The sequence below is a fragment of the Rhodanobacter sp. ANJX3 genome, from assembly GCF_014200755.1.
In the GTDB taxonomy this organism is placed as follows: domain Bacteria; phylum Pseudomonadota; class Gammaproteobacteria; order Xanthomonadales; family Rhodanobacteraceae; genus Rhodanobacter.
In genome coordinates, this window is record NZ_JACHCM010000006.1 from 232666 (window position 1) to 250540 (window position 17875).

Genomic DNA, 17875 nt, shown 5'->3' on the forward strand with positions numbered 1-17875 from the left:
ATCTCGGTGGTACACCGCGACATGATCGTGCGGTGCGGTGCATGTAACGCGTGTAAAGGCGGCGGACATCTTGTTGTCACCCGATGGACTGAGCGTTTCCGATTCGACGCCAATGCTCGACCGATACTGGTTCGTCCAGGCCCGGCTTCACGCGGTGTTAGCCCGCTGCGGACGTACGCTACGCCGGTTGCGGCACCCGTCCCCGCCGATCGCGCAGGAGTTCCATCGCCCATGTCACCCCGCTCAACCTCCCAGCCACGCACCGCGCCACGCGCGCACCTGCTTTCCAACGGCAATTACAGCGTGATGCTGAATGTGCACGGCTCCGGCTACAGCCAGTGGCACGACATGGCGGTGACGCGCTGGCGCGAGGACGCCACGCGCGACCCCTGGGGCAGCTACCTGCTGCTGCGCGACGAGGAGAGCAGCGAACTGTGGTCGCCGACCCAGCAGCCGTGCGGCGACGGCAGCGCCGACGATACGGCGACTTTCGCGCCGGGTAGCGCCACCTTCGACCGCCACTACGACGGCATCCACAGCAAGCTCGACGTCGCCGTGGCCAGCGATGCCGACGTGGAGCTGCGCCGGCTGACCCTGACCAACAGCGGCGACCGGCCGCGTTCGCTCTCGGTTACCGCCTACGCCGAGGTGGTGATCGGCCCGATCGGCGCGGACAACGCGCATCCCGCGTTTTCCAAGATGTTCGTGCAGACCGACTGGGACGCATCGAATCATTTGCTGCTGGCCACGCGCCGGCGCCGCGCCACCAGCGAGGCCAAGATTTGGGCCGCGCAGGCGCTGCAGGTCGAAGGCCAGCCGGCGACCGCCGAATTCGACACCGACCGCGCGCGCTTTATCGGCCGCGGCCGCACGCTGCGCAACGCGCAGGCGATGCAGCGCGGCACTCACCTGTCCGGCACCACCGGCTGTGTGCTCGATCCGGTGTTCGCCCTGCGCCAGCGGGTGACGCTCGCCGCCGGCAGCAGCGTCACCGTGCTGCTGTGGACGCAGCTGGCCGATTCGCGCGACGGGGTGCAGGCGCTGATCTCGCGCCTGGGTGACGCCAACGCCGCCGACGCGTTGTTCAACGGCGCGAGCAAACGCGCCGAGGCCGAGCAGCAGCGCCTCGGCATCGACGATGCGAAGGTGTCTCGCTTTGCCCACTGGATGTCCGCCCTGCTCAGCAGCGATGCCTCGCAGCGCGCTGCGCCGGCGGTCTTGGCGCGCGGCCGCGGCGGCCCGCCGACCCTGTGGGGTGCCGGCATTTCGGGCGATCGTCCGATCGTGCTGCTACGGCTGGAGAACGACGCGTCGCTGGCGCAGGTGCAGGATCTTCTGCTCGCGCAAACCCTGTGGCGCAGCCAGCGCCTGGCCGTCGACGTGGTGGTGTTGAACGCCGCAAAAGACGCCGACGCCTTGCAGGGCAAACTCGATCCGCTGATCGGCGCACAGCAGGCGCTGCTGAAGCAGGACAGTGCCGCGCCCAAGGCCGAAGCGTTCTGTTTGAAGGACAGCGCGATCGACGACAACCTCCGCAACGGCCTGCTGACGGTGGCGCGCGTGGTGCTGGGCGACAAGATCGCCGGCGACAGCGACGCAGAGCCAGCGAGCTCCGGTTCGAGCACGGCTGCCACGGCTATCCGCGCAACCGAGCCCATCACCGCCAGCGCCACACCGTCGACGCTGGAGTTCGCCAACGGCCACGGTGGCTTCGTCGATGACGGCCGGGCCTATCGCATCGAGCTCGATGCGCAGCGTCCGACGCCGGCACCGTGGGTCAACGTGATCGCCAACCCGAACTTCGGCTTTATCGTCTCGGCCGAGGGCGGCGGCTACGCGTGGTCGCTCAACAGCCAGCAGAATCCGCTGACGCCGTGGCCGAACGATCCGGTCAGCGACAGCCCGCGCGACGTTCTCTATTTGCGCGACGAGGAAAGCCGCGACGTCTGGAGCGCCACCGCCCTGCCCGTGCGCGTGGTCGACGCAAACTATTCCACCACGCACGGCAAGGGCTGGACGCGCTTCGTCAACGACGCGCACGGTATCGGCACCGAGCTGACCCAGTGCGTGCCAACGGTCGATTCGATCAAGCTGTCGCGGCTGCGCCTGAGCAACCACTCCGGTCGCACGCGCCGGCTCTCCATCACCGGCTATGTCGAATGGGCGCTGGGATCGAACGGCACCACGCCCGCGCCGTTCGTGGTCACCACGCGCGACGACGCGACCGGGGCCTTGTTTGCGCGCAACGCCTGGCGCAGCGATTTCGGCGACCGCGTGGCGTTTATCGATCTCGGCGGCCAGCAGCAGTCTTTCAGCGGCGACCGCGGCGAGTTTCTCGGCGAACTCGGTGCCGTCGACAACCCTGCCGCCCTGAGTAGCAGCGCGCCGCTGTCGGGCCGCGTTGGCGCCGGGCTCGATCCCTGCGGCGCATTGCAAACCACGGTCGAACTGCCGGCCGATACGCAGATCGATATCGTCTTCGCGCTGGGCGATGCCGCCTCCGAAGCGGACGCACAGGCGCTGGTGACGCGCTATCGCGGCGTCGACATCGACAGCGTGCTGGCCGACGTCGGCGCGCAGTGGAACGGCCTGCTCGACACGGTGCAGGTGAAGACGCCCGACCGCGCGATGGACGTGATGCTCAACCACTGGCTGCCGTATCAGGTGCTGGTCAGCCGCGTGTGGGCGCGCACGGCCTACTATCAGGCCAGCGGCGCCTACGGTTTTCGCGACCAGCTGCAGGACGTGATGGCGCTGTGCGTGAGCCGTCCCGACCTGGCGCGCGAGCATCTGCTGCGCGCCGCCGGCCGCCAGTTCGCCGAAGGCGACGTACAACATTGGTGGCTGCCGCCAGGTGGTCAGGGCATTCGCACCAAGATCCGCGACGACCGCCTGTGGCTGTCCTACGTTGCCACGCATTACGTCGACGTCACTGGCGACGAGGCGGTGCTGGACGAGCTGCTGCCTTTCCTCAAGGGCGACGCCATTCCCGACGGCGCCAGCGACGCGTTTTTTCTGCCATCGCCGTCGGATGAAAAAGTGTCGGTGTACGAACACTGCGCGCGCGGCATCGACTCCAGCCTGACCCAAGGCGCCCACGGCCTTCCGCTGATGGGCACCGGCGACTGGAACGACGGCATGAACGCGGTGGGCGAAGCGGGCCGCGGCGAAAGCAGCTGGCTGGCGTGGCTGGCGATCGCCGCCATCGGCCTGTTCGCACCGCGCGCCGAACTGCGCGGTGAAACCGAGCGTGCCAAACGCTGGCGCGATTACGCCGACAACATGCGCGGCGCGCTGGAAGACGCGTGGGACGGCGAGTGGTACCGCCGCGGCTACTACGACAACGGTGCGCCGCTGGGCTCGCGCGACAGCGACGAGTGCCAGATCGATACCATCGCGCAGTCGTGGAGCGTCATCGCCGGCGCGCCGAACCGCGCGCACGCCGAGCAGGCGATGGCCTCGGTCGACAAGCTGCTGGTCGATCACCCGAACAAGATCGCCAAGCTGTTCACCCCGCCGTTCGATCACGGCAAGGAAAACCCCGGCTACATCAAGGGCTATCCGCCGGGCGTGCGCGAGAACGGCGGGCAGTACACGCACGGCGCCACCTGGTCGATCTTCGCATGGGCCGGCCTCGGCGACGGCGATCGCGCCACCGCGCAGTTCGGTCTGCTCAACCCGATCCGCCACAGCGAAAACGCCGACGCCATCGCCCGCTACAAAGTCGAACCCTACGCCGCCTGCGCCGACGTCTACTCCGTCGATCCACACGTCGGCCGCGGCGGCTGGACCTGGTATACCGGCTCGGCCGCATGGCTTTACCGCGGCGGCATCGAAGCCGTGCTCGGCTTCCACAAACACGGCGACCGCCTGCAGCTCGACCCGAGCATCCCCAAGCATTGGCCCGGCTTCGAGATCGCCTACCAGCACCACGGCAAATCCGGCGCCATCACCCACTACAAGATTTCCGTGACGAACCCCGACAAGGTCAGCCACGGCGTCAAGCAAATCCATTTAGACGGCCAAATGCTGCCTGCCGATCAATCCGTCGTGCTGGCCGACGATGGTCAAACCCACGCTCTGCATATCGTTTTGGGGTAACGGGAAAAGACGCGGCGCCCGTAACCGGGCGCCTATTACGGAGACGCCTCGCCAGTGCTGGTGTTGATGGTCTGCTCGCGCAAGCCGCCGCCCAGTGCAGCATAGAGATTGATGCTGCTGGTTTGATCCGATAACTGTACGGCAATCAAACTTTGCTGAGCGCTGTAGAGCGTACGTTGTGTCGTCAGCACGTCCAGCATGCTGTCGCTACCTTGCTGATACAGCGCCCTGGTGAGGTCGTAGCTGCGCTGATCCGCCCGGACCTCGTTTCGCAGCGCGTCGAGCTGGTCCTGGACAGTCGCGCGGGTAGCCAGCGCATCGGCAACTTCCCGGAAGGCGGTCTGAATGGTTTTTTCGTAGTCGGCTAAATCGATGCCTTGCGTCGCCTTCGCTTCATCCAGTGAGGCACGCAGGCTGCCGGCATTGAAGATAGGTACGCTGATGGAGGGTGCGAACGACCACGCGCCACTTCCCTTTTTGAACAGCCCGGCCAGACCGTCGCTTTCGGTGCCCTTGTCTGCCGTGAGAGTGATCGACGGGAAGAAAGCGGCGCGCGCCGCACCGATGTCGGCGTTGGCGGCTTTCAGGGTGTGCTCTGCCGACAGTACGTCAGGACGTTGCAGCAGCACATTCGACGAGATGCCTGCGGGCAGCTCGGCCATGGCGAGCTGGCTGGTGATGCTCGCATCGGGGAGGTCCGCATCGGCGACGCTGGCACCCACCTCCAGATTCAGCGCGTTCAGGTCTTGCGCCACCTGAGTGATATAGCTGGCGATATCCTTACGTGCCGCCTCGACGCTACTTTGCGCCTGCACGAGATCCAGTCCGGATACGGTGCCTATGTCGTGCTGGGCCTTCGTTAAATCGTAAGTGGCCTGCTGGCTCTTCAGCGTCTGCCTGGAAAGATCGAGCAGCGCCATGTCGGAGGCGAGGGTGAGCCAATCGCTGGCGACCGTCTCGACCAGGCTTATGTGAGTGCTGCGCCGAGTTTCCGCCGTGGAAAGATAGTTTTCCCATTCCTCGTCCTTGAGGTTATGCAATTCGCCAAACAGATCCAACTGGTAGCTGCTGAAACCCAGCTGGACGCTGTCCGTTCGCGATACGGAAGATTGGCCTGTCGCCGTGAGTTTCGATGGTGTCCGCGAAGCGGATTCCGAACCTTCCGCGCTGATGCTGGGAAACAACTCGGCCCGCTGGATACGATACTGCGCGCGCGCCTTTTCGATGTTGAGTACAGCGACGCGGAGGTCGCGATTGTTTGCCAGCGCCTGCTCGATCACGCGCTGCAAGCGGGCATCCTTGAAGAAATCACGCCAGCCGATGCTCGCCGCCTGAGTCTTCGACGCCGTCGCCGGCTTACCGTCGACCGTCGGCCAGGTTTGGGGCACCGGCGCGGCGGCGCGGGTATATGTCGGCGCCAGATTGACGCAGCCCGTCAGCGCCGTCGCGACAGCCACCATCGAGCATGTGCGGAGCATTCGCATCATGGCCTGTCTCCAGCAACGGGCGTTTTCGACTCGACCAGCGATGCACCGGCCAGGCCGCGCACCACGACGTAGAACAGTGGGATGAAGAAAATGCCCAATACCGTTGCCACCAGCGTGCCGCCGAACACGGCGGTGCCGATCGCATGGCGCGCACCCGCACCGGCTCCGGTGCTTATCACCAGGGGAAACACGCCGAGCAAAAAGGCCAATGACGTCATCACGATCGGGCGCAGACGCATGCCTACCGCGTGCAGCACCGCGTCGAGCGTGCTCTGACCGTCATGCTCCAGCTGCATCGCGAATTCGACGATCAGAATGGCATTCTTGGCAGACAGGCCGATGGTTGTCAGCAAGCCCACCTGGAAATACACGTCATTGTCGAGCCCGCGCAGGCTGGTCGCCAACGCTACGCCAAGCACGCCAAGCGGTACGACCAGCATGACGGAAAAAGGTATCGACCAGCTTTCATAAAGCCCTGCCAGGCACAGGAAAACGAACACCACCGAAGCGAGATAGAGATACACCGACTGATTGCCGGACTGCCGCTCCTGATAGGACAGACTGGTCCACTCGTAGCCAAAACCATTCGGCAGCTGGCTCACCAGTTTCTGCATGGCGTCCATCGCTGCGCCCGAACTCACTCCCGCGGCGGCGTCACCGGTAATCTCTGCGGAAGACACCGCGTTGTATCGACTCAGTTGCGGCGCGCCGTATGTCCAGTGGGAGCGGGCGAAGGCAGACACGGGCACCATGTTGCCGTCCGAATTGCGCACGAACCAGTTGTCGATATCGCTGGGTAACATCCGGTCCGCGGGTTCGCCCTGGATGTAAACCTTTTTTACCCGGCCGCGATCGATAAAGTCATTGACATAGCTTCCGCCCAGCGCATCGCTGAGCGTATCGCCAATATCTGACGACGCGACATTCATCGCACCCGCTTTCTTGTCGTCGATATCCAGCGAAAACTGGGGCGTGTCTTCCAGTCCGTTGAAGCGGACCTGCGATAGCGAGCTGTCTTTGGCAGCCAGCGCCAACAGTTTGTTTTTCGCACTCATCAAGGCATCGTGGCCGGCGCCGCCGAGGTCCTTCAGTTCCATGTCAAAGCCGGAACTTGTACCGAGTCCGTTGATCGAGGGTGGTTGCAGCACGAAAACGCTACCGTCGCGAACGCTGCCCATCAGGTAACCCGATGCCTGGCGGGCAATATCCGCGGCACTGACGGTTCGCGTACTCCAGTCCTTCAGTCTGACGAAAAGCATGGCGGAGTTCTGGCCGCTACCGGCACTGCTGAATCCCAGGGCCGCAAAGACACCGTCCACGCCCGGCTGTTTCATGAAATAGCCGACGGCCTCGTCCACGACTTTCTGGGTACGCTGCTCCGTCGCACCGGAAGGCAGCTGCACAATCGCCATCAGAATTCCCTGATCCTCGTCCGGCAGGAAGGAGGTGGGCAATTGCTTGTACACCAGCAGCATGACCAGCGTGATCGCCAGGAAAAGCACCGTACCGATGCGCCGGTGGCGAATGACACGGCCAACCCCGCGCTGATAGCTTCCTGCCGTTTTGTCGAATGTACGGTTGAACCATCCAAAAAAGCCGCGACGGGGTTCGTTGTCCGCTGCCACCGGCTTGAGGATTGTCGCGCACAGGGCGGGCGTCAGCGTCAGGGCCGTCAGTACCGAGAGCGCCATCGCGGAGACGATAGCTACCGAGAACTGACGGTAGATGACGCCGGTCGAGCCACCGAAAAACGCCATGGGAATCAGCACCGCGGAGAGTACCGTGGCGATGCCGATCAGCGCGCTGCTGACTTCATCCATGGATTTACGCGTCGCTTCGAGCGGTGACAGACGCTCTTCCCTCATCACGCGCTCGACGTTTTCCACCACCACGATGGCGTCGTCCACCAGCAAACCGATGGCCAGCACCAAGCCGAACATCGTCAGCGTATTGATCGAGTAGCCCATCAGTTCGAGGATGCCGAACGTACCTAGCAAGACCACCGGCACGGCAATGGTCGGAATGAGTGTCGCGCGCAGGTTCTGTAGAAACAGGTACATGATCAGCACGACCAGCACGATCGCCTCGATCAGTGTCTCCACCACCTCTTTCAGCGACAGCTTGACGAACGGTGTGGTCTCGTACGGATATTCCGCCGTAACGCCTTTGGGAAAGTTGGGCGCTTGCTGCGCCAGGTAGGCCCTGACTTCGCTCGCAACGGCGATGGCGTTGGCACCGCTGGCCAGCTCGATACCGACGCCCGACGCCGGCTTGCCGTTGTACTGCGAACTGGTGCTGTAGTCGTCGCTGCCCAGTTCCACGCGTGCCACGTCGCCGAGCAACACCTGGGCGCCGCCGCTGGACGTCTTGAGCACGATCTGGCGAAACTGCGCCGGTGTCTGAAGACGGCTGCGCGCCGTGATGGTCGCATTGAGTTGCTGATCTTTCACCGCCGGCAAGCCACCGAGTTCGCCGGTCGCCAGATCGGTGTTCTGGGCGCTGATGGCGCTGGATACGTCCGACGGCATCAGCGAATACTTTTGCAGCTTGGTCGGATCGAGCCAGATGCGCATCGCGTATTGCGAACCGAACTGCACCACTGCGCCGACGCCTTCCATGCGGGACAGGCCGTCCTTGAGATGGCTGGCGATGTAGTCACCGATATCGGCCGAACTCTGGCTGCCGTCCTGCGAGACCAGTGCGAGCACCATGGATATGCTGCCGGTGGACTTGGTGATCGTCACGCCATTTTGCTGCACCGTACTTGGCAGCCGCGAGTTGGCGGCCTGCACCTTGTTCTGCACCTGCACCTGCGCCGTATCGGCGTTGGTCCCCGACTTGAAACTCAGCGTGATGCTGGCGCTGCCCGTCGCACTGCTGGTCGACGACATGTACAGCAGATTGTCCAGGCCGGTCATCTGCTGCTCGAGCACCTGGACGACGGCGTCCTCGACCGTCTTCGCCGAGGCACCGGGATAGCTGGCGCTGACACTGATCGACGGTGGCGCGATATCCGGATATTGCTCCAGCGGCATCTGTGTGGTCGCGAACGTGCCCCCGAGGCAGATGGCGATGGCGATGACCCACGCCAGGACGGGACGATCGATGAAAAAACGGGCGATGGACACGACGTACCGTCCTCAGCTCTTCGGTGTCGCTGGCTGGCCGACGGACGGCGGCGCAGCGGTGGCGGTAGCGCCAGATTCCTGTGGATCGACAGTGTCGCCTTCCCTGACGTTTTGCAGGCCCGCGACAATTACCCGGTCGCCAGCCTTGAGGCCGCTGTCCACAATCCAGTCGCCGGCGACGGCTCCGGCCACGGTCAGGGTTTTCTGGACCACTTTGTTGTCGGCTCCAACGACGAGCGCCGTGGCGTCGCCCTTGGCGTCATGGCTTACGCCCTGCTGCGGCACCCACAACGCATGGTTGTCGACCCCCTGCTCCAGATCGGCATGCACGTACATATTGGGCAGCAGCATTTTGTCGGGGTTGGCGACCGTGCCGCGCAAGGTGATCGTGCCCGTGCTCTCATCCACCGCGACGCCGACGACTTGCAGGCTGCCTTCGCTTTGATACGTGCTGCCGTCTTCCAGCAGCAGTTTGAATTTCGCCGCGCCGCTGGCGTCCGCCTTGAGACGGCCGCTGGCGAGATCCTTTCGCAGCTGCAGGTACTGCGCGCTGGACTGCGTGATGTCGACATAGACCGGGTCATAGCGATAAATCGTCGTCAGTGCGGTGCTCTGGTTGGCCGTGACCAGGGCGCCGACCGTATATGTCGAGGTGGCAATCGTTCCGCCGATGGGGGCCGTGATGCGCGTATAGCCCAAGTTGACGCGCGCGCTTTCTACCGCCGCTTGGTCGGCTTGCACGGTGGCTTCGTCCTGCTTGAGTGTGGCGATTGCCGTGTCGAAATCCTGCTTGCTGACGGCATCTATCTTGACCAGCTGCTTGGCTCTCTCCGCTTGCGGGCGCGCTGCATAAAGCGCTGCCTGAGCGTTGGCCAGATTGGCCTTCGCCTGATCGTAGGCAGCCTGGTAAGTACCCGGATCGAGTTGATAGAGCAGTTGTCCGGCGTGTACCTCAGTGCCCTCGTCGAAGAGACGTTTCTGGATGACTCCGGTGACTTGCGGCGTCACGTTAGCGGAGAGATACGCCGTCAGTCGGCCCGGCAAAGACGTGGACTGCGCATAAGGCTTGGCCTTCAGCGTCAGCACCGTGACCTTGGCTGGCGCCATTTGTGGCGGCGGGGCGGACGGCGAACAGGCGGTCAGTCCAAGGAGCGCCAGGGCAGCATACCTCGCGTATCTGGACCGCAGAAAAAATGCATACGTCACTTCAACCTCCGCGCACGGGGTGCTCGACAAGGTCGCAAGGTATCGAACAAATGTGAGCGAAAAAGGGGGATTTCGTAATAAGCGATCTCGACGCTTGAAACCTATTCCACAACCGACCCTAATAAAGGTCGGTCCTTCATCGACTATCGACCATGCCGCAGGGCCTCATCGCCAAACTTTTTTTCTCCGTTCTTTTGGTGACCGCGTTCATCGTGATTGCCATGGGCTTCGCTGCACGCGTCACATTCAATCAAGGCTTTCTCGGCTATCTGAGCAAGCAGGAAGAAATTCGCCTGAAGGAAACGGTGCCCCTGCTTGCCGATGCCTATCGCGCGCATGGCAGCTGGCGGTTTATCCGCGATGATCCGCAGAACTGGATGGTGCTGATGCGTCCAGCCAACTTGCCCGATCATCCGACGGCGGAGGATGTTGAACGTACCGCCCTTTCAGTCTCTGATCTGACCGGCACACCGATGCGCTTCACCTTGCTCGACGCGCAGCAGCGATACGTTTTTGGTAATCCAAAAACAGGCCTGGGCGCACCAAAATTACCTATTGTTGTGGATGGCAGAACGGTCGGCTGGCTGAGGATGCTGCCGTTCCAGCGAGTGATCGAAGCCGGTGACCTGGCCTTTCAACAGAGCCAGCACCGGGGATTTTTCATCATTGGCGTCTGTGCGCTGTTGCTGGCTGCATTACTCACGATTGTCGTGGCGCGATCGCTGCTTAGTCCGATAAGTCAACTGAAGCGCGCGACGGACGCTGTAGCCATTGGCGACTACACGATTCGTGTGCACGAAAACACCCGTGACGAACTTGGCCAGCTCGCCAAGAACTTCAATCTCATGGCGCTTGTGCTGGAAAGCAATGAAAAAATGCGCCGGGAATTTGTCGCCGACGTTTCGCATGAACTGCGCACACCGCTTGCCGTGATGCATGCCGAATTTGAAGTGCTGGAAGACGGCATACGGCCCATCGACATAGCCGCCATACAATCGCTCAAGGTTGAAGCGACGCACCTGAGCAAACTCGTGGAAGATCTTTATCAGCTTTCGCTGGCGGATATCGGCGCATTGATTTATCGCAAAAGCGAGGTGGACATCACGGAGCTACTTCGAACAACCACAAAGGCCTTCCAGAAACGGCTCATCCAGGCGGACATCACGCTGGAATTAAAGCTTCCACAGTCACCTCTTACCATTGATGCCGACGAAAAACGGCTGAGACAGCTCTTTGCCAATCTGCTGGAAAACACTATTCGTTACACCCATGCCGGTGGCCGGTTAAGCATCTATTGCATGCAGCTGGAAGATCAGGTTGCCATCGACGTCATGGATTCTGCACCCGGCGTCGATGACATAGGGCTGGAGCGACTGTTCGATCGCTTTTATCGCGGCGAATCCTCGCGCAACCGCGCCAGCGGAGGCGCCGGCCTCGGCTTGCCGATATCGCGCTCCATTGTTGAAGCACACGGCGGCACTATCGAAGCCAGACACTCCAAGCTCGGCGGACTGTGGCTGGTTATTCGCCTGCCTATCGGGGATGCATGAGTATGCAAACGATGCAGGGAACTATCGCGCACGTACTCATCGTCGAGGACGAGGCAAAGCTCGCCATGGCGATTCGCGACTATCTCAATGCAACCGGCTTTACCACGCAGTGGGTAGCCGACGGTCGTGACGTCATTTCGGCGATCAAGGCCAGCGTGTTCGATCTCGTTTTGCTCGACCTGATGCTACCGGGACGCAACGGCTTGGACATCTGCCGTGAACTACGCAGCTTCAGCGATGTTCCGCTCATTATGTTGACGGCGAGGATCGAGGAGATTGATCGGTTGCTCGGACTGGAAATTGGCGCTGATGACTACATCTGCAAACCTTTCAGCATTCGCGAGCTGGTCGCTCGGGCCAAGGCCATTTTGCGGCGATCGCGCACGCCGGCCAAGCCATCGTCTATTTTGCAGGTCGACGAGACTACCTATCAGGCGATCTACTACAGCACGCCTGTGCCGCTGACTTCTATTGAATTTCGCCTGTTGAAAACACTTTCCGATTTTCCCGGGCGCGTTTTTTCACGTGATGGATTACTCGATAGGCTCCACGCCGATCACCGTATCGTTACCGATCGGACTGTCGACACCCACATCAAGAACCTGCGCCGAAAGCTGCAACAGGTGGCGCCCGACATGGATCCGATCCGTTCGATCTATGGGGTTGGCTACAAGTTAGAAATTGACGGATGACCAAACCGCTGGATCTTCGTGCACCAGGTATTTCCATAAATCTTGCGGACACTGTTGCTTACGCGTTTATGGGCGAACTGCATGCGCCTACGCGAAAAGCGGCCGTCAAACCTGGCGGCGTTACGTGCCTTAAACTCCCGCGAAAGGAGTGAATCAGCTACGCCTCGTTCTTGACGCCCCCAACTTCCGCGTCAACGTATTCCTCCCCATCCCGAGCGCCAGCGCCGCATTCTGCCGATGCCCCGCGCAGCTCTGCATCGCCGCCTGCAGCAAGGTCTGGTCCAGCGCATCGCGGGCGCGCGCATGGATGTCTTTCTCGTCGTTGGCCAGCGCTGCCGATGCCCACTCGCGCAGCGCATCGGTCCATTCGCCGCTGGCCGGTTGGCCGCTGACCTCGCCCAGATCGGCCGGAAGAATTTCCGCGCCACGCGCCATCACCGCCATGCGGCGGCAGAGATTTTCCAGCTCACGCACGTTGCCCGGATAGTCGCGTTGCGCAATCGCCTTCAGCGCCGCTTTCGAAAACCGCTTGGGCGCCAGCTTCAGCTCCTGTGCGGCGCTGGCCAAAAAATGCTGGGCCAGAATCGGAATGTCCGCGCGGCGCGTGCGCAGCGGCGGCAGCTCAATGCGCACCACGTCGAGCCGATGCATCAGATCGGCGCGAAACTGTCCGGCGGCCACGCGCGTGGCCAGATCCTGATGCGTGGCCGCGACGATGCGCACGTTGCCGCGAATCAGCTCGCGCCCGCCGACACGATAGAACTCGCCGCCGGCCAGCACACGCAGCAGCCGCGTCTGCAGCACCAGCGGCATGTCGCCGATCTCGTCGAGAAACAGCGTGCCGCCCTCGGCCTGTTCGAAGCGGCCCGAGACGCGCCGCACCGCGCCGGTGAATGCGCCGGCCTCGTGCCCGAACAGCTCGCTTTCCAATAGCTCGCTGGGAATGGCCGCGGTATTCAAGGCCACGAAGGGTTTGCCGCGCCGCGCGCTTTCCTCGTGCAGGGCGCGCGCGACGAGCTCCTTGCCGGTGCCGGTTTCGCCGGTGACCAGCACGTTGAGATCGCTGGCCGCGATGCGGCCGATCAAGCGAAACACTTCGCGCATCGGCGCGCTTTCGCCAATCAACGCGTGATTGGCCACGCTGTTTACCGGCGGCGGCGCAGCGGGAGACTGCACGCTTTCCAGCGCGCGCTGCACGGCGGCGACCGCCTGATCGAGGTCGAAGGGTTTGGCCAGATAATCCGCCGCACCGGCCCGATACGCCGCCGCCGTCGTGGCCACGTCGGTATAGGCGCTCATCACGATCACCGGACCCAGGCCCTGCTTCTGCAAATCGTCAAGCAACTGCAGACCATCTTCGCCCGGCATGCGCACATCGGTCACCAGCAGCGCGGGACGCGACTCGCGCAAGGCTTCGCGCACCGCGCTGACGTCGCCAAATTCGCGCACCGCCAAGCCGGCGTCGCGCAGCGCTTCGGCCAGCACGAAGCGCACGCCGCGATCGTCGTCGGCGATCCAGATTTCGTCAGTCATGTACGCGCTCCAGCGGCAGATACAAAGAGAACACGGTTTCGCCCGGCCGGCTGACGTAGCGCAGTTCGCCGCCGTGTTCGCGCGCGATCTCTCGGGAAAGGGCCAGGCCCAGGCCACTGCCGTCGGCGCGGCCGGAGACCAGCGGTTGGAACAGCGTGTCGCGCAGCGATGCCGGCACGCCCGGGCCGTCGTCGATCACATCGATGCGCAGCGCCATGCGCAGCACCCGGTCGCCCCAGCGCAGGCCGTGATCGACGCGCGTGCGCAGCGTCAGCGTTTTGGCGCCGGCCTCCTGCGCGTTGCGCGCCAGGTTGAGCAGGATCTGCTGCAGCCGATCGGCGTCGCCTAGCAGATCCGGCACGCTCGGGTCGTAGTCGTGCTTCAACTGCAGCGGCTGCGCCTGCGCCTGCAGGAGATCGGTGAGCCGCTCCAGCAGATGATGGATATTCACCGCACCGAGCTGCGGCGCACCGTCGTGATGCAACAGCCGATTGGCCAGCGCCGCCAGCCGATCGGCCTCGTCGATGATCAAACCGGCCAGTGACTGCAGATCGCCCGTGCCCACGCGACGCTGCAGCAGCTGGGCCGCACCGCGCAAACCGGCCAGCGGATTCTTCACTTCGTGCGCGAAGCCGCGCAGCGTCGCCGACAGCGGCGAACCGCTGGCCGCCGGTTCGGCCAGTGCATGTATTTCAAGCAGCAGGCCCGCCTCAAACGGCTGGATAGCGATATCGACCAGCGTTTCGCGGCCTACGGCGGTAAACAGCGTCAGCCCACGCAGCTGCAGCGGCCGCTGCTGATCCAGCACCCGCGCGGCCAAAGCCAACGATTCAGGCTCCCGCAGCAACAGCGCCAACGGCTGGCCGACCGCGCTGCGCGGCCCCATCTCGATCCACTCCGCCAGCGCGCGATTGATCCACAGCAGGCGCAGGTCCGCATCGACCAACACCAGCCCGGTCCTCATCTGCTCCGCCCATGTCTGCCACGCCGCCTTGTTCATTGCACCATGATGGGCAATGCGTAGGATTGGTGCAATTGAGCTGCGCAACGGCGCAACCTCGCAGGGCGCTTGTGGACATAACTCCATAGTTTGTAGGCCGACCACAAACTTTGGAGAACGGGCAGCTTACAAACTATGGAGTTTGGGCCGCGATAGAGTTACTTCAGGACCGACCTTGCCACGCTAGGGTGGTGCTGGAGTCAGCATTCCGCTGCAAGCCGCAGCGCGCAGCCGCCATTTGGATCACCGCCGGCTCCAGGGCCTGGCCGTAACCGTGCAAACCGACCCGCAATGGACCGTCAGCGTTCCGCAAAGCGGTCCATTGGCCAATGATGTCCGAAGCGTTTACACCGCAGCACTTTGATAGCGATCGATAGGCATACAAGTTGTTTGAAAGGGAATATAAGTCGCTTCGGCCCGCCGGCCAGTCAGTCAGCCATTGAGCCGACCCTGGAAGAACTCGATGAAGACGCGCAGCTTGCGCGGTACATGCACGCGGCTCGGATAGTAGAGATAAAACCCCGGAAACGTCGGCCACCAGGGTTTCAGCAGCGGAACGAGGAGGCCGCCTTCAATGTCGTCGCGAACCTGTATCTCGAACGCACACGCAATGCCAGCGCCGGCGCGCACTGCGGCAAGCAGAATATCGCCGTCATTGGTCACGATCGGACCCGGTACTTCGATATCGAAAGCGCGCCCTTTGTGCATGAATTCCCACCGATATATACCGCCCGCCAGACGGACGTTGATGCACCGGTGCGCGCGCAGATCCTCGGGCTTGCGTGGCAGCGGGCTACCCTCGAGATAGCGCGGCGCCGCGACAGTCACGATGGTGTGATGGCCGCCAAGAGGCACCGCCACAACGTCCTGCGCCAGATTTTCGCCAAGCCGGATGCCGGCATCGAACCCCCCACCCACCAGTTCGACCAGCGCATTATCGCAGTGCAGCTCAACGGTGATATCCGGGAACGTCTCAAGGAACGCGACCAGATGCGGCATCACGAGGATATCGGCGGCAGTGCGCGACAGGTTCAGGCGCAACAGGCCCGTCGGTTTGTCGCGCCACTCATTCACGCCTTCGATAGCCCCCGCCAGCGCACCCAGCCCCGGCAGCGCTTCCTGCAGGAAACGTCGGCCGATTTCGGTTAGACCCATCCGCCGCGTCGAGCGGTCGAGCAGACGCGCGCCGAGTCGGGATTCAAGCGTCCGCAAGGTCTGCGAGAGTGCCGACGGCGATACGCCCAGTTCCGTCGCCGCACGCGTAAAACTCCCGTGATGCGCGACCCGCGCGAAGGCGGAAATCGCCGGAAGCAGGTCGGACATTCTGGGGTCATTATGAAGCTTCGCTTCATTCTGCATCCCGAAAACCTACGTTAATCTTTGCAATCCCGCAGCCTATCATGTGCCGCCCACTTCCCAGGAGCACCCACCATGAGCAAGCTGTCAGGCAAAGTCGCCCTCGTCACCGGATCGTCGAAGGGCATTGGCGCAGGCATCGCACTGCGCCTCGCCGCCGATGGCGCAGCCGTCGTCGTGAACTATTCGCGCAGCGCCGAAGACGCGCAGATCGTCGTCGATAAAATCGTCGGCGCGGGCGGCAAAGCCGTCGCAGTGAAGGCGAATATCGCGACGCCCGCCGAGATCCAGCCGCTGATCGACGCCGCCCTCCACGCGTTCGGCCACCTCGATATCCTCGTCAACAACGCGGGCGTCTACAAGATCGATTCGCTCGACACGCTGTCGGCCGATAGCTTCGACGAACACTTTCATCTCAACGTGCGCGGCTTGCTGCTGACCACGCAAGCGGCTGCGCGGGTGCTGCCGGCGGGCGGGGTCATCGTCAATATCAGCTCGGGGCTCGCGAAGAGTCCGTACCCGATGGTGCACGTCTACTGCGCGACCAAAGGCGCCGTGGATACGCTGACGCGCACGCTCGGCATGGAACTCGGTCCGCGCAACATTCGCGTCGTGGGGATCGCGCCGGGATTCGTCGCGACCGAAGGAAACGCAGAGTCGTCGAAGGACATGGCAGCGTTCCTGGTATCGAAAACACCGTTGGGACGAGTCGGTCAGCCGGGCGATATCGCCGCCGCGGTTTCCTACGTCGTCTCCGATGATGCCGGCTGGATCACCGGCTGCACGATCGACGTCGCGGGCGGGATGGTGTTCTAGCGCGGTTTATATGGCATCGCCGCGAGCCGGTCGAGATACGCGCCCAGCATGTCGCCGATCGCCGACGCCCAGGCATCGACATCTGCTTTGGGACGCGCCTCCGGCCGGACTTTTCGCCGATGCTCGCGAGCTCCGTCATGATCACGTTCGCTGCGGAAACCCGCTGCCTCGACGTGACCTCCGACAACGCCTCATTCATGAAGGCGAGCGCGCACGTCCTGACCACCGTCCAATGGCGGATGCATACAGCCCTTCAGCTCGGCCGTACGCTGACGCTGCTGTAGCAACACCATTTGTTCGATCATCCCTATCCGGATAGATAACGTATTGACCCAAAAGGATTGCACAGGCTATGGAGTACCAAAACGCACGGACTATGGCGTTCTGTCCATTCCTGGGCTCACCGGCAGACCTTAACTGAAGCGTTGCAAGCGACATATATCAGCGTTGAGGGCGGGATTTTTGCTTTGTTCCTTGGGCAAAACTGGCGATGAGATTTTGCCGATAAAGCGCCATCGGCCTTAATTCAAATCCATTACTTTCGGCCGAAATAGATATCTCTATCGCCGAAGGACCCCGTTTAGCGATGCCACCTGGACAACACAGCTCGTTGCCCGAGGCCTTACATTTGGTGAGAAAAGGTGACTATGCCGGGCTATATGACTTCACGCAGGGCGTCGTTTTAGCAGATAGGCACGGTCGCATTGTCTTTGGAAACTCCAGTGCGAATACCCTGCTCGGCCGGGTGGCTCTAGGTGCAGACCCAGACGACTACAGCCTTCACCACGGAATATTTACCGAGGACGGTCGTCCCTACCCTTCGACGGATTTGCCCTTGGCCAGAGCGGTTCTTTCCGGCGAAACAGTCGTGGGCGACCGACTGCGCGTCAGGCGTCCCGATGGATCGACCATTTTGATCATTTGTTATGCATGCCCCATTTTCAGAGACGACGGTCAGCAAGACGGCGGCATGGTGCTGTTTCATCAGGTGCTCTGAGGCATCGCT

At 62.7% G+C, this 17875-nt stretch carries 12 protein-coding genes; 6 read left to right on the forward strand and 6 right to left on the reverse strand.

Annotated features, from left to right (window positions below):
* Window positions 1-231: 231 nt before the first annotated feature.
* On the forward strand, window positions 232-4101 hold the full coding sequence (locus tag HDE76_RS16840) for a glycosyl transferase family 36 (protein WP_184509210.1): 3870 nt from the start codon (window positions 232-234) through the stop codon (window positions 4099-4101).
* A 35-nt stretch (window positions 4102-4136) separates the two neighbouring features.
* On the opposite strand, the gene HDE76_RS16845 is transcribed toward HDE76_RS16840, so the two are convergent.
* From HDE76_RS16845 to HDE76_RS16855, 3 genes are read right to left on the reverse strand one after another with little or no spacing between them, the layout of a single operon-like run.
* Window positions 4137-5579: an efflux transporter outer membrane subunit gene (locus tag HDE76_RS16845; protein ID WP_184509331.1), complete on the reverse strand. Its 1443-nt coding sequence runs from the start codon at window positions 5577-5579 to the stop codon at window positions 4137-4139.
* Window positions 5580-5584: 5 nt separating this feature from the next.
* Window positions 5585-8710 carry an efflux RND transporter permease subunit gene (locus HDE76_RS16850; protein WP_184509333.1) on the reverse strand — a complete coding sequence of 1042 codons (3126 nt, stop codon included), beginning with the start codon at window positions 8708-8710 and terminating at the stop codon, window positions 5585-5587.
* Between the two features lie 18 nt (window positions 8711-8728).
* Window positions 8729-9823: an efflux RND transporter periplasmic adaptor subunit gene (locus HDE76_RS16855; protein ID WP_184509212.1), complete on the reverse strand. Its 1095-nt coding sequence runs from the start codon at window positions 9821-9823 to the stop codon at window positions 8729-8731.
* A gap of 251 nt (window positions 9824-10074) precedes the next feature.
* Here HDE76_RS16855 and HDE76_RS16860 point away from each other — a divergent pair, with 251 nt between their 5' ends.
* Both HDE76_RS16860 and HDE76_RS16865 read left to right on the forward strand, forming a co-directional pair.
* Window positions 10075-11472, forward strand: coding sequence for an ATP-binding protein (locus tag HDE76_RS16860; protein WP_184509214.1), 1398 nt, complete (start codon window positions 10075-10077; stop codon window positions 11470-11472).
* A 2-nt stretch (window positions 11473-11474) separates the two neighbouring features.
* Window positions 11475-12164, forward strand: coding sequence for a response regulator (locus HDE76_RS16865; protein ID WP_221262460.1), 690 nt, complete (start codon window positions 11475-11477; stop codon window positions 12162-12164).
* A 153-nt stretch (window positions 12165-12317) separates the two neighbouring features.
* On the opposite strand, the gene ntrC is transcribed toward HDE76_RS16865, so the two are convergent.
* The 3 genes from ntrC to HDE76_RS16880 all read right to left on the reverse strand — a co-directional run bounded on the left by ntrC (window position 12318) and on the right by HDE76_RS16880 (window position 16020).
* Window positions 12318-13697: a nitrogen regulation protein NR(I) gene (gene ntrC, locus HDE76_RS16870; RefSeq protein ID WP_184509216.1), complete on the reverse strand. Its 1380-nt coding sequence runs from the start codon at window positions 13695-13697 to the stop codon at window positions 12318-12320.
* The gene (locus HDE76_RS16875; RefSeq protein WP_184509218.1) at window positions 13690-14697 is read right to left on the reverse strand and encodes an ATP-binding protein; all 1008 of its coding nucleotides are present in this window, start codon (window positions 14695-14697) and stop codon (window positions 13690-13692) included. Before HDE76_RS16875 ends, ntrC begins: the two co-directional genes overlap by 8 nt.
* 432 nt (window positions 14698-15129) lie before the next feature.
* Entirely contained in the window at window positions 15130-16020 is an 891-nt protein-coding gene (locus HDE76_RS16880; protein ID WP_184509220.1) for a LysR family transcriptional regulator, read from the reverse strand.
* A gap of 108 nt (window positions 16021-16128) precedes the next feature.
* Here HDE76_RS16880 and HDE76_RS16885 point away from each other — a divergent pair, with 108 nt between their 5' ends.
* The 3 genes from HDE76_RS16885 (at window position 16129) to HDE76_RS16895 (ending at window position 17866) form a co-directional block, all read left to right on the forward strand.
* Window positions 16129-16869, forward strand: a complete 741-nt coding sequence (locus tag HDE76_RS16885; RefSeq protein WP_184509222.1) for a glucose 1-dehydrogenase — start codon at window positions 16129-16131, stop codon at window positions 16867-16869.
* Window positions 16870-17006: 137 nt separating this feature from the next.
* Window positions 17007-17153 carry a hypothetical protein gene (locus HDE76_RS16890; protein ID WP_179478916.1) on the forward strand — a complete coding sequence of 49 codons (147 nt, stop codon included), beginning with the start codon at window positions 17007-17009 and terminating at the stop codon, window positions 17151-17153.
* Between the two features lie 326 nt (window positions 17154-17479).
* Entirely contained in the window at window positions 17480-17866 is a 387-nt protein-coding gene (locus HDE76_RS16895) for a PAS domain-containing protein (RefSeq protein ID WP_184509224.1), read from the forward strand.
* Window positions 17867-17875: the final 9 nt, after the last annotated feature.

Excerpts from the sequence above, each read along its gene's own strand:
- HDE76_RS16865 (WP_221262460.1), top strand. The coding sequence starts at position 11,475 with ATGCAAACGATGCAGGGAACTATCGCGCACGTACTCATCGTCGAGGAC.
- HDE76_RS16885 (WP_184509222.1), top strand. The coding sequence starts at position 16,129 with ATGAGCAAGCTGTCAGGCAAAGTCGCCCTCGTCACCGGATCGTCGAAG.
- HDE76_RS16890 (WP_179478916.1), top strand. The coding sequence starts at position 17,007 with ATGATCACGTTCGCTGCGGAAACCCGCTGCCTCGACGTGACCTCCGAC.
- HDE76_RS16840 (WP_184509210.1), top strand. The coding sequence starts at position 232 with ATGTCACCCCGCTCAACCTCCCAGCCACGCACCGCGCCACGCGCGCAC.
- HDE76_RS16855 (WP_184509212.1), bottom strand. The coding sequence starts at position 9,823 with ATGGCGCCAGCCAAGGTCACGGTGCTGACGCTGAAGGCCAAGCCTTAT.
- HDE76_RS16845 (WP_184509331.1), bottom strand. The coding sequence starts at position 5,579 with ATGCTCCGCACATGCTCGATGGTGGCTGTCGCGACGGCGCTGACGGGC.
- HDE76_RS16860 (WP_184509214.1), top strand. The coding sequence starts at position 10,075 with ATGCCGCAGGGCCTCATCGCCAAACTTTTTTTCTCCGTTCTTTTGGTG.
- HDE76_RS16880 (WP_184509220.1), bottom strand. The coding sequence starts at position 16,020 with ATGTCCGACCTGCTTCCGGCGATTTCCGCCTTCGCGCGGGTCGCGCAT.
- ntrC (WP_184509216.1), bottom strand. The coding sequence starts at position 13,697 with ATGACTGACGAAATCTGGATCGCCGACGACGATCGCGGCGTGCGCTTC.
- HDE76_RS16875 (WP_184509218.1), bottom strand. The coding sequence starts at position 14,697 with ATGAACAAGGCGGCGTGGCAGACATGGGCGGAGCAGATGAGGACCGGG.